Origin of the sequence: Catonella sp. (assembly GCF_052169795.1) — a bacterium.
GTDB lineage: Bacteria > Bacillota > Clostridia > Lachnospirales > Lachnospiraceae > Catonella.
On the sequence record NZ_JBQNBU010000024.1, the window covers coordinates 18642 to 31792 of the forward strand.

The 13151-nt window shown below is 35.2% G+C and carries 11 protein-coding genes; 9 read left to right on the forward strand and 2 right to left on the reverse strand.

The annotated features are described in order from the left end of the window. The first annotated feature begins 65 nt into the window (after positions 1 to 65). The 3 genes from ACTTKP_RS05405 (at position 66) to queA (ending at position 3202) form a co-directional block, all read left to right on the forward strand. Positions 66 to 1157, forward strand: a complete 1092-nt coding sequence (locus tag ACTTKP_RS05405; protein ID WP_442552885.1) for a prephenate dehydrogenase — start codon at positions 66 to 68, stop codon at positions 1155 to 1157. Positions 1158 to 1174: 17 nt separating this feature from the next. Beyond that, a complete protein-coding gene (locus ACTTKP_RS05410) occupies positions 1175 to 2092 on the forward strand; it encodes a diacylglycerol/lipid kinase family protein (protein WP_442552886.1) in 918 nt (305 codons plus the stop codon). 84 nt (positions 2093 to 2176) lie between these two features. Further along, positions 2177 to 3202, forward strand: a complete 1026-nt coding sequence (gene queA, locus ACTTKP_RS05415) for a tRNA preQ1(34) S-adenosylmethionine ribosyltransferase-isomerase QueA (protein WP_442552887.1) — start codon at positions 2177 to 2179, stop codon at positions 3200 to 3202. 116 nt (positions 3203 to 3318) lie between these two features. Here the strand turns inward: queA and trpS are convergent, their stop codons facing one another. After that, positions 3319 to 4401: a tryptophan--tRNA ligase gene (trpS, locus tag ACTTKP_RS05420; protein ID WP_442552888.1), complete on the reverse strand. Its 1083-nt coding sequence runs from the start codon at positions 4399 to 4401 to the stop codon at positions 3319 to 3321. A gap of 30 nt (positions 4402 to 4431) precedes the next feature. Then, positions 4432 to 4944, reverse strand: coding sequence for a flavin reductase family protein (locus ACTTKP_RS05425; protein ID WP_442552889.1), 513 nt, complete (start codon positions 4942 to 4944; stop codon positions 4432 to 4434). Between the two features lie 197 nt (positions 4945 to 5141). Between ACTTKP_RS05425 and asd the strand changes: the two genes are divergently transcribed. The 6 genes from asd to ACTTKP_RS05455 form a co-directional block, all read left to right on the forward strand. After that, positions 5142 to 6224: an aspartate-semialdehyde dehydrogenase gene (gene asd, locus ACTTKP_RS05430; RefSeq protein ID WP_442552890.1), complete on the forward strand. Its 1083-nt coding sequence runs from the start codon at positions 5142 to 5144 to the stop codon at positions 6222 to 6224. A gap of 191 nt (positions 6225 to 6415) precedes the next feature. Next, positions 6416 to 6817, forward strand: coding sequence for a NusG domain II-containing protein (locus tag ACTTKP_RS05435; protein ID WP_442552891.1), 402 nt, complete (start codon positions 6416 to 6418; stop codon positions 6815 to 6817). A 10-nt stretch (positions 6818 to 6827) separates the two neighbouring features. Then, on the forward strand, positions 6828 to 7319 hold the full coding sequence (locus ACTTKP_RS05440; RefSeq protein WP_442552892.1) for a Gx transporter family protein: 492 nt from the start codon (positions 6828 to 6830) through the stop codon (positions 7317 to 7319). A 97-nt stretch (positions 7320 to 7416) separates the two neighbouring features. Then, positions 7417 to 8295, forward strand: a complete 879-nt coding sequence (locus ACTTKP_RS05445; RefSeq protein ID WP_442552893.1) for an ROK family protein — start codon at positions 7417 to 7419, stop codon at positions 8293 to 8295. Positions 8296 to 8323: 28 nt separating this feature from the next. Next, positions 8324 to 9601: an adenylosuccinate synthase gene (locus tag ACTTKP_RS05450; RefSeq protein WP_442552894.1), complete on the forward strand. Its 1278-nt coding sequence runs from the start codon at positions 8324 to 8326 to the stop codon at positions 9599 to 9601. 27 nt (positions 9602 to 9628) lie between these two features. Further along, positions 9629 to 13151: DUF5717 family protein (locus ACTTKP_RS05455; protein ID WP_442552895.1), on the forward strand; the 3523-nt coding region annotated here is incomplete at its 3' end.

The following is a 13151-nucleotide window of genomic DNA, read 5'->3' on the forward strand; positions in this document are numbered from 1 at the left end:
AAGCATTGACAAACTATAGGCTTAAAGCTATCATCTTTATAAGAACGGTTAGTTTGGAGAGATTTATGCAGAAAATAGGATTTATTGGTTTTGGGCTTATTGGCGGTTCACTTGCAAAAATATGGAGAAAAAAGCATCCTGAATATGTATTTGTGGCATATAATTATAAATTAACAGAAGATGATGAGTTACTCCTTGCAAAGGAAGATGGAATCCTTAATGAAATAGTTAAGGATTTAAGGGAATTTTCAGATGCTGACTTGATTTTGCTTTCAGCTCCTGTGATGTCAAATATTGCTTATTTAAAGCAGTTAAAAACTATTGTAAAACAAGAGTGTATAATTACAGATGTTGGAAGTGTTAAGGGAAATATAGCAGAAGAAGCTGTTAAGCAGGGACTTACAGCAAAGTTTATTGGTGGTCATCCTATGGCAGGTTCTGAAAAAACGGGATATACTAATGCAAGTGTAAGTCTTTTTGAAAATGCATATTATATTTTAACACCGTTTGAAGATACAGAAAAAGATAAATTAGATATACTTAGGAGCTTAGTGGAAGAGGCCAAAGCAGTTCCGATAGTGATAGATGCCTTAAAGCATGACAGTATAACTGCAGCTATAAGTCATGTGCCCCATGTGGCAGCATCTTCTTTAGTAGGTGCAGTAGCCGGGGCGGATGACAAAAACGGTCTTTTAGCAATGCTTGCAGCAGGAGGCTTTAGGGACATAACGAGGATAGCCTCTTCATCGCCTGCGATGTGGAGAGATGTCTGTATTTCAAATAAAAAAAGTATTTCTGAATTTTTAGATAAATATATTGAAGAATTAGAAGCAGTAAAAAACTGGATTGCCTTGGAAAATGAGGATAAGCTGTATGAGTTTTTTGACAGTAACAAGGATTACAGGGATTCATTGCCACTTAGGAAAAGTAATATGGCTGTCTCACATGAGATACTTTTATATGTTCCTGATGAGCCGGGATCAATAGCAATTATGGCATCTATTCTTGCAGCAAAGGGAATAAGTATAAAAAATATGGGAATAGCACATAATAGGGAATATTCAGAGGGTGTACTCAGAATAGAGTTTTATGATAATAAGTCAAAGGAATCAGCACTTATAGCTATCAAAGAAAGAAATTATAAAATTTTTGATTAAAGAGGGAGGTCAATAGTATGTCCAAACTTTTATTTATATATAATCCCAATTCGGGTAAAGGGAATATCAGAAAAGAAGTTTCTTTTATATTAGAAAGTTTTGCATCAAAAGGATTTGACCTTAGGGTGTTTCCTACCGCTAAGAGTGGAGATGCCTCGAAGATGGCTAAAAATGAGGCACATAGGTATGAATTATTACTTTGTGCAGGTGGTGATGGGACTTTTAATGAGGTAGCTAAAGGTCTTATGGAGGCGAAAAAGAATGGTGAGAATATACCTGTAGTAGGCTATATTCCGGTGGGAACAGTGAATGATTTTGCGACAAGTCTTGAGATACCTAAGGAAGTAGAAGATGCTGTTGATGTGATACTAACAGGAACTGAAAGAGCGGTGGACATTGGTTCTTTTTGTGTAGGAAAGCAAGAAGAGTTATACAGTTATTTTACCTATGTTGCTGCTTTTGGAGCTTTTACCGAGGTATCTTATGAAACTTCGCAGGATGTAAAAAATGTAATAGGAAAGGCTGCATATTTTTTAGAGGGAGTGAAAAGCCTTCAGAAAATAAGACCTTATCATCTTAAAATATCGTATGATGGTAATGTTATTGAAGATGATTTTATTTTTGGGATGGTAGCTAATTCAAAATCAGTAGGCGGATTCAAGGGTATAACAGGTCCGGAGGTATATTTAGATGATGGAGAGTTTGATGCTATTTTTGTAAGAACTCCTAAAAATCCATTAGACTTGCAAAATATAATTAATTCCTTTATTCTTATGGATATGAAGACTGACAATATCTGCCATTTTCATTCCGGAGATATTACTATAGAAGCAGATGAAGATTTACAGTGGACTCTTGATGGTGAAGACGGCGGAGCACATAAAAATATTCATATTCATAACTATAAACAGGCATTGAAAGTGAAAGTGAGGTAAGCTATGGAAAATAATAATGAATTTATTACTCTTACAATAGGAAAACAGAAAAATATAGCTGATAGAGCGAGGACATTATAATATATGAAAACCAGTGATTTTTTTTATGAATTGCCTGAGGAGCTGATTGCACAAGACCCATTGGAAGATAGGACTGCATCCAGGCTTCTAGTACTAAGTAGGAACTCAGGTGAAATACAACATAAAGTATTCAGTGATGTGATTGATTATCTTAATGAAGGGGATTGTCTGGTAATTAATAATACGAGGGTAATTCCTGCAAGACTTATAGGAGCTAAAGAGGATACAGGAGCAAAGGTAGAAGTTTTACTTTTGAAGAGGCTTCAAAATGATGTCTGGGAAACTTTGGTAAAGCCCGGTAAAAAACTGAAACCTGGAGCCAGGGTAGTATTTGGAGATGGAAGACTTAAGGCTGAAATTCTTGAAATTGCAGAAGAGGGTAATAGGCTTGTTAAGTTTTATTATGAGGGTATTTTTGAAGAAATATTAGATTCACTTGGTGAAATGCCTTTACCACCATATATTACTCATAAATTGGAAGACAAAGAGATGTATCAGACGGTTTATGCAAAATTCAACGGATCGGCAGCAGCACCTACTGCCGGTTTGCATTTTTCAAAAGAACTTCTTGATAAGATAGAGAAAAAAGGAATAAAGATTGCAGGAATAACTCTTCATGTAGGCTTAGGAACTTTTAGACCTGTAAAAGTGGAAGATGTGAACAATCATCATATGCATACTGAATGGTATGAGGTAAATGAGGAAGCGGCAGAAATAATTAATGATACCAAAAGGAATGGTGGAAGGGTTATCTGTGTAGGAACTACCAGTTGCAGGACTATAGAATCTGTAGCGGATGAGAATGGATTGATGTCTGCCAAGACAGGTGAAACCGATATTTTTATTTATCCGGGTTATAAGTTCAAGATTATGGATGGTCTGATAACTAATTTTCATCTTCCGGAGTCAACTCTCGTAATGTTAGTTTCTGCATTTGCAGGTAAAGAAAGGGTAATTTCGGCTTATGAAACAGCAGTGAGTGAAAAATATAGATTTTTTTCTTTCGGTGATGCTATGATACTTATTTAGAAGAAGAGTTTTTGGAGAAATGTGTCATTTTTAAATAACTTAATAGAAACATTAAAACTCCGAAGAACAGCATTTTAATAATGCATTCTTCGGAGTTTAGTTATAGTTTTATAATTTTATTTAAATCTTTCACTCTGTTCTTTTATAAGCTCAATATCATCAAAGTAATTAATCCTCATTGCTGTTTTAACTTCGGAAAGAGTTTGGGCAGCAGTTTTTTTGGCTTTTTCACTACCTTTTTTGAGAATATCATATACAGCAGGGATATTTTTCTCATATTCTTTTCTTCTTGCTCTAATTGGCTCTAGTTCCTCTTCAAGGACTGCATTTAAGAATCGTTTTACTTTCACATCACCCAGTCCACCTGCCTGATAATGAGCTTTAAGAGCAGACAGATTTTCGTATTCAGGAAGATATTTGCTGAAACTGTCTTCTTTTACAAAGGCATCAAGATATGTAAATACCGTATTACCTTCTATTTTGCCGGGGTCACTTACTTTTACATGGTCAGGATCTGTATACATACTCATTACTTTTGCTTTTACTTTTTCAGAACTGTCTGAAAGATAGATACAGTTTCCGAGAGATTTGCTCATTTTAGCTTTTCCGTCTGTACCGGGAAGACGCTTGCAGGCTTCATTATCAGGGAGCATAATATTTGGCTCAATAAGAACATCACTGTAAGTAAAATTAAACTTTCTTACTATTTCACGAGTCTGCTCAATCATTGGTTCCTGATCTTCTCCAACAGGTACATGAGTTGCTTTAAATGCCGTAATATCGGCAGCTTGGCTGATAGGATAGGTAAAGAAACCGACAGGTATACTTGTTTCAAAATTCCTCATTTGAATTTCAGATTTTACAGTAGGATTGCGCTGGAGTCTTGAAACTGTAACTAAGTCCATGTAATAGAAAGACAGTTCGCAAAGTTCCGGTATCTGAGACTGAATGAAGAGGGTACATTTCTCGGGATCAAGTCCAACTGAAAGATAATCCAAAGCAACTTCTATTATATTCTGTCTTACTTTTTCAGGATTTTCAGCATTATCAGTAAGTGCCTGAGCATCAGCTATCATAATGTATATTTCATCAAACTCTCCGGAATTTTGAAGTTCAACCCTTCTTTTAAGAGAGCCTGCATAGTGGCCTAAATGGAGTTTGCCGGTAGGCCTGTCACCGGTTAAAATAATTTTAGACATTTAATTTCCTTCTTTCATACATAATAACATTTATCTTGACATAAGCTGTAGCACTTCGCCTATGTACATATAATGATAATCTTTGTCACCGTAGAACCTTTCATCAATAGTCGGGTCGATGAAGTCTTCAGGGTTAAGCTTAGTTACGGAGAGCTTTTTCATAATGATAACATCTCTGCCCTCATCAATATAAGGGGTTCCGTTGTGATATTCTACGTGGAATTTTGCATTGTTAATTTTATTTTCATTTCTACCGGAAACACTTCCAATATACTTAAGCATAAGTCCTGTGGATTTGTTTGGAGTAAAGTGTGTTATTGAAAATGTATCATACTTATCCAGAAATTCTTTGGTATACCTGCTGCCCCTTACAAAGACGAACCCGACATCTTTATTCCATATTACCCCCATGCCTCCCCAAGATATGGTCATGGTGTTGACATTTCCCTCTTCCCCACAAGTAAGCAGGGCAGGTTCTTCATTAATTTGAAATGGATTCATAGTAAGTATGTCATTTGTATAAGGCTGAAACGTATGTGCCATTTAAAACCTCCTAAGTTTAGCTTTTCAAAGAATAGTAATAGTATATCAAAAATAGATAATAGTTTCTATACCTTTGTAAAGATTTGCTAAAAATAAAAAAAATATAAAATATCCTTGAAATTTATGATATAAAGTAGTAGTATAGCCGTTATATTAAAAAGACAAATGTCCACGAGAGAAAGACAAGGAGAATAGAGATGGAAAAGTTAAAAGTAGGAGTATTAGGTGCGACAGGTATGGTGGGACAGAGATTTTTATCTCTGCTTGAAAATCATGAGTGGTTTGAAGTAGTCTGTGTGGCTGCATCAAAAAGGAGTGCAGGAAAGACTTATGAGGAGGCGGTAGGTGACAGATGGAAGTTAGAAACTCCTATGCCTGAGAAAATTAAGCACTTAATAGTTGATAATGTAAACGAGGTTGAAAGGGTTAGTGAGAAAGTAGATTTTGTTTTCAGTGCAGTAGATATGACTAAGGATGAGATTAAGGCGATAGAAGAGGCATATGCAAAGACAGAAACTCCGGTAGTTTCCAATAATTCAGCTCACCGCTGGACACCTGATGTGCCTATGGTAGTGCCTGAAATCAATCCGGAACATCTCGAAGTAATCAAATTTCAGCAGCAGCGTCTTGGTACGAAGAAGGGATTTATAGCAGTTAAGCCAAACTGTTCTATTCAGAGTTATACTCCGGCTCTTCATGCTCTTAAAGAGTTTACTCCTGTGAGGGTGGTAGCTACAACTTATCAGGCTATATCGGGAGCAGGCAAGAATTTTAAGGATTGGCCTGAAATGGTTTCTAATATTATTCCTTATATTGGTGGAGAAGAAGAGAAGAGTGAACAGGAACCGCTCCGTATTTGGGGAAGGGTTGAGAATGGCGTAATAGTTAAGGCGGCAGCCCCTCTTATTACAACTCAGTGTATAAGAGTTCCTGTGCTTAACGGACATACAGCAGCTGTGTTTGTAGATTTTGAGAAGAAGCCTTCTAAGGAAGAAATGATAGAAAGATGGAGGAATTTTAAGGGACTTCCACAGGAACTGGAACTTCCAAGTGCACCAAAGAATTTCATACAGTACCTTGAAGATGACAACCGTCCTCAGGTAGCCCTTGATGTAGACTATGAAAAAGGGATGGGAGTTTCGATAGGAAGACTTCGTGAGGATAGTCTTTTCCAGTACAAGTTTGTAGGACTTTCACATAATACTTTAAGAGGAGCTGCGGGCGGTGCGGTGCTGATAGCAGAACTTCTTGTAAAACAGGGAAGAATTGCAAAAAAATAAAAAATAGAATATTTAAAAGTAGATAATGCCTCGGGCTTTTGATATAGCGTTGAGGTATTTTCTGTTTGTTGGCAGGTTTGAGTATTTTGATTATTAAAGAAGTTTTGAAAATTTAAGGTTAGAATGTTATAATTATTAAGAAAGTTTATTACAAAGTTGATTTAATGCTGTTAGTAATGGAGATAAGACTGATGGACAAAAATAGAAAAAAAAGATTACATGACATTGTTTTAGGATTGACCTTGCTTATTCTATCCTCTGCATTATTTGTGATAGATTTGATAAATGTAAGTTCTGCGGATGTATTGAGAAAAAATGTTGTTGTATCTGTTGATGGTAAAAAGATAGCTAAATATCCTCTTTCAAAAAATGCAAGATATGAGCTTGAAGGCTCGCATCTTGGGAAGAATACTCTTATCATCGAAGATGGAAAAGCTTATATATTAGAAGCAAACTGTCCGGACAGGCAGTGTATAAAGCAGGGAAAAATAGAGAGGACAGGAGAAATGCTGGTATGCCTGCCAAATAGGATTGTAGTTAAGATAGAAGATAGTGAAAATGATGAAACAGTTATAGATGGCGTTTCAGATTGAGGAGGAGAAGGTGGCAAATAGGGTATCGATGTATGGAATACTGGTGGCTTTGGCATTTATTGCAAGTTATATAGAAGTGCTTATTCCGTTTAATTTTCATGTTCCGGGAATGAAACTTGGACTTGCTAACATAATAGTATTGTTAGCTATGTATACAGGAGGATTAAGGGCAGGTATCACTGTGTCAGTAATAAGAATTATTTTAGTAGGCTTTACCTTTGGCAATCCCTATAGTGCAATTTATGGACTTTCAGGTGGAATTCTAAGCTTTGGGGTAATGGCAGTTCTTAAAAGAACAGATTATTTTGGAATAGTGGGAGTAAGCATAGCGGGTGGGGTAACACATAATATAGGACAGTTGTTTTGTGCTATGGTACTTTTAAACTTGCCGGCGGTTTTTTCTTATCTGTCTTATCTGATGTTTATTGGGGTTATAACCGGAGCATTAATGGGTATCATTGGAGATGAAATCTTAAAAAGAATTGTAAAATTAAAGATTTAGTTAGGAAATTCACTCCTTACCCTTTATTATATACAAATAAAATGTTATAATAAAAATAAGTTTATAAGTAAAAATGTAAAATCCGGGAGGTAGAAGAATGAGGCTTGGTGGTCTTGAAGCAGGCGGAACTAAGATGGTAATGTGCACTGGTAATGAAAAAGGTGAAATTTTCGAACAGATGTCCATACCTACTAAAACTCCGACAGAAACGGTGCCTGAGATTATAAAGTGGTTTTCAGATAAAAATATAGATGCATTGGGGATAGGTTGTTTTGGTCCAATAGATGTATCACCTGATTCACCTACTTATGGACGGATTTTAGAAACCCCTAAACTTCCTTGGGTACATTATGATTTGCTTAAAGAATTACAAAAAGATTTGAAAGTTCCGATGAAGATAGATACTGATGTCAATGGCTCCTGCCTTGGAGAAATGGTCTTTGGCTGTGCGAAAGGAATTGATTCGGTACTTTATATGACTATCGGTACAGGAGTAGGAGTTGGAATTTGTATAGGTGGAAATCTTGTTCATGGAATGCTTCATCCGGAGGCAGGACATATTATTATAAACAAACATAAAGAGGATAATGGAAATTGTATCTGCCCTTATCATGACAGTTGCTTTGAGGGCTTGGCAGCAGGTCCTTCCATAGAAACAAGATGGGGGAAAAAAGCCTATGATTTGGCAGACAATGATTTGGCTTGGGAGATTGAAAGCGAATATATAGCACAGGCTCTTGTAAATTACATACTTACGGTATCACCAAAGAAGATAATTCTTGGTGGGGGAGTTATGCATCAGGAAAGGCTCTTCCCTATGGTAAGAAAGAAAGTAACCAAGATGCTGAACGGATATTTAAATACAAAAGAGCTGAAAGATATGGATAATTATATAGTTCCAAATAGTCTTAATGATAATCAGGGTATACTTGGAGCTATAGAACTTGGAAGACAGGCTTTAGAAGAGGCAAAATAATTGCTATAAAGAAAGAGGTATAAGACAAATGGTAAGAGCAATAGTTGGAGCAAACTGGGGAGATGAAGGAAAGGGCAAGCTGACTGATATGCTTGCAGAGACCTCCGATATCATTATAAGATTTCAGGGTGGAAGTAATGCAGGACATACTATAATTAATAACTATGGTAAATTTGCACTTCATTTACTTCCTTCAGGAGTATTTTATGATCATACTACAAGTATTATCGGTAATGGAGTGGCACTTAATATCCCCTACCTGATTAAAGAAATCAATTCTTTGGTTGAAAAAGGTGTGCCAAAGCCTAAGGTACTTGTATCTGACAGGGCACAGATTATTATGCCTTACCATATTAAGTTTGATGAGTATGAAGAGGAAAGACTTGGCAAGAATTCGTTTGGTTCCACAAAATCAGGCATAGCACCGTTTTACTCAGATAAATATGCTAAAATAGGTTTTCAGGTATCAGAGCTTTTTGATGATGAAATTCTTAAAGATAAATTAGAAAGAGTCTGCGTACAAAAGGATGTAATCTTGGAGCATCTTTATCATAAGCCTGCTATTGACAAATCAGAGTTAATTGAGACTCTTCACGAATACAGGGATATGATAGCTCCTTATGTATGTGATACGGCACTTTTTATACAGGAAGCTATTAAAGAAGGTAAAAATATACTTCTTGAAGGACAGCTTGGAACACTTAAGGATCCTGATTTCGGTATATATCCGATGGTTACTTCGTCTTCGACCCTTGCTTCTTACGGGGCAATCGGAGCCGGTATACCTCCTTATGAAATTACAGATATAATTGCTGTTGTAAAGGCGTATTCAAGTGCTGTTGGAGCCGGAGAATTTGTAAGCGAAATTTTTGGGGATGAGGCAGATGAGCTAAGACACAGAGGCGGAGATGGTGGAGAATACGGTGCTACTACAGGAAGACCTCGCAGAATGGGATGGTTTGATGCGGTAGCAAGCCGCTACGGTGTAAGAATGCAGGGTGCTACAGAGGTAAGTCTCACAGTACTTGATGTGCTTGGCTACTTGGATGAGCTTCCTATTTGCGTGGGGTATGAGATTGACGGTAAGGTAACAAAAGATTTCCCTGTTACGGCAGGACTTAAGAAGGCCAAGCCTGTATATGAGAAATTGCCAGGGTGGAAATGTGAGATTAAGGGAATTAGAAAGTATGAAGAACTTCCGGAAAATTGCAGGAAATATATTGAGTTCATAGAAAAAGAACTTGGAGTACCTGTTACTATGGTAAGTAATGGACCCGGAAGAGAAGATATAATTTATAAAAAATAAGATTTATAATTTAGGAAGGGTTTACTGATGGAGAAGAAGATAGAGGAGTTTGCAAAAGAAAAGTTTAGCTTTGAGCTTTCGGAGATATTAGTATTGCCCTCTTTTTTAGATATTTCAGTTAGAACCGACACTGAGGCTGTCGGTTCTTTTAAGGTAAGATATAAAGATGATGTGAAATATTGTAACAGGCAGATAAGGGGCTATATTACCTGTAATGATTATAGGTTTAAATTTGATTCATATACATTTTCAAGCTGTGAGGTGGAGATTGACTATAAATTTGATGCTTTTGGACTTAAGCCGGAAGAGGAATATAGTGGTAATATCCATTTGATTACAGATTGTGGAGAGTTTAATCTTCCATATCATGTATATGTTAAGGAAATGCAGTTGATGGATGGAGAAACTGAGATAAAGAATCTTTACCAGTTTACTGCATTTGCAAAAAGTGATCCTGAATATGCGGCAAATCTATTCTATGGAAATGAATTTGATAAAATCATATTAAATGGTAAGGAAGAAGAAAAGCTTATAAGAAAAGGACTTTTGGCAAACAGAGATAAAAGAAGAGCCTTAGAAGAGTTTTTGTGTTATACAAAGAGCAAACCTCAAGCAAAAGTGATGGTAGATAAAACAATTTATAATTATCATATATCAGGAATGCCTGTAAAAGACAGAATAATAATAAGAAAGTGCAGTTGGGGATATATTAAGGCAGATATTATTACCGAGGGGGAATTTTTAAAGATTTATAAAAAAGAATTGACAGATGATTTATTTGAAGATGGTATCTGTGAATTAGAAATAGTTATAAACCCGGAATATATAAAAACCGATAAAGCTTGTGGTAAAGTTATAATAAGCACTCTCTATGATGACATATGCTTGGAATTTAATGCTGTTAATACAGCAGTTTCTACAGAAAAATTTTCCGGCCGCAGAAAGAGATTTGAATATATAAATAAACTGATTAAAGAGTATTTTTCTTACCGTATGGGACTGACTACAGCTAAAAATGTGACAACATCTATGCGTACTGCATTATATGGTTTAGGTATTTCCGGAAAAGACCGGGATATGATTGACTATATTAATATTTATCTATACCTGATAAATGGTAATGAAAAACAGGCTAAAGAAGAACTTTTAAAATTAAACAGTTATAATGCCACTCCGTTATTTAGGTTTATGCATTTATATTTTATGTATCAGTTGGCTGAAGATAACGAAAAAGAAGAGTGCAGGAGGGAAGTTGAAAAACTGGTTAATATAAAAGGGTATCAGGCAGGATTATATTTTATGATTCATATGGATGGAAGGTATAAGCTAAATCTTGAAAGAAGACTGGAATTTATAGAAGAACTGTATAGAAATAAATTTTATAGTTCTTTTCTGCTTATGGAAGCATGGAGTATTTATAAATCACAGCCTGATTATTTTAAGAAACTTGATTCCTTTTCTATACAGGCAGTTAACTGGGCTATAAAACATGGTTTTTTTGTGGGAAAAATTATTACAGAGAAATTTGTAGTATTGGCAAATACACTTCGAGAATATAATCCTTTGGTTCTAAGGCTTTTAAAAGAAGTGTACAAGAGTTGGGGTGTTGAAGAGGTTACGCAGGCTATTTGTACCCAGCTTATAAGAAAAAATGATATAAGTGCAGATGACCATGATTGGTTTAGAATAGGGGTTAAGAGAGGGATAAGACTGACGGGGATTTATGAGCGGTATATGAGGACTATGAGAAATGATACGGATGAGAAAATAGAGCCTTCAGTTTATTTATATTTTTTATATGATAATGCCCTTAGTACAGAAAAAAAAGCCCTGTTATATGCACATCTGATACTGAATAGGAATGAACCGGATTTTCAGGATATTTATAAGGATTACAAAGAACAGATTAAAAAGTTTGCTGCAGAACAGTTAAAAGTTGGAAATATTAATGATAATTTAGCGGTTATATATAAGTCAGTATTTAAGAGCGGCACATTTTTGAATGAATACTATGAATATCTGCCATTAGTAATTTTTAAGAAGAAATGTATATGTAAAAATAAAAATATGGAATTTCTTACTATACATACCCGGGGAATTACAGAAGGAATTTCTTATAAATTTAATTCAGGAATTGTATTTGCAGATATATCAGGAGAATATACTGCAGCTTTAGTATCGGATAAAGAAGGAAATTTATATCCGGCAAATAAACTATGTACTTTTGAGAGTCTTATAAATTATTATGATTATCTTGATGGATGTTATGAGGCGGGAAATAAGAGTTTAGCGGAGCTTCTTACGGTTGTTGCAGAAAATGACAGATACCATAAGGAAAGTAAATATTTATCGGAAATATGTGAGGAACTGCTTAATTCTAATGAAGTAACAACAGAATATAAGTGTTTTATAAGAGAAAAACTTTTAGAGCATTATTTTGAAGTAAATGAAGGAGAAAGGCTGGAATCAGTACTTAAAGACTATAATTTTGCACAGAAAGATAATGCATATCTGGAGAAGGCGGCTAATATAGCGGTAATTAGGAACTTTTATCCGTTATCCTTACATGCTCTTAAGATATTAAGTTATGATAAAATAAATACAGGAAAGCTTTTAAATATTCTTTTATCCTATATACATGATAACGATAAAAGAAATGGGGATGATAATCATTATTTTGTTTCGTCATTGGCATATAGACTTATGTCAGATAAAAAAGCTGATGATGAAATAATGATGTTCCTCAGGGATAATTATGAAGGAGGAGTTGCTGAGTTTAACTCCATTTATAAAGAACTGAAGGACAGGGAGCTGTTGACAGAACAATTTGTTTCAAAGTTTATAGAACAGATGCTGTTTTCAGAAGAAATGGCGATAGACTATGATGAAGTTTTTGAATATTATGAGCAGTTTGGTAATGAAGTATTAAATAAAGCTTTTTTAGCTTATGTATCGTATAAATGGCTTGTAAAAGATATGAGGCTTGGAAATTATCTTGCCCAAAGAATATGCGAAGAAGCTTATAAGACAAAGAACCTGCTGTTTGTTATATCATATTTAAAAACTCTGAGCGAAAAGAAGTACCTTTCTGATGAAGAAAAAGATTATGTTACTGTTTGGGTAGAAAAAATTGTTGAAGATGGTATTATTCTTCCGTTTTTTAAGGATTTTAAGAGTAAATGCAGGATTCCGGCTGAAATTATGAATATTAATTTCATTGTCTGCTATGCAGATAATGAAGATGAGGTGTCTATTAATTATAGAATCTCATCTGAAACAGATTTAGGCAGCAGGGATTATAAGACTGAGTGGATGAAAAATGTGTATCAGGGGATTTTTGTAAAAGAGTTTTTAGTTTTTGCAGATGAGACTGTACAGTATTATATTTCGATTAAGGAAAAAGGTGATGAAGAGGCTCGGATTGTAAGTAGTGATGAACTTGTGATTAAGCAGGATGTATTATTTGAAGAAGAACTCGGACTCAGTCTTTTTTCACAGATAAATATGATGTATGTATGTAAAGATTTATCTGATGAAAAAACTCTTAAAG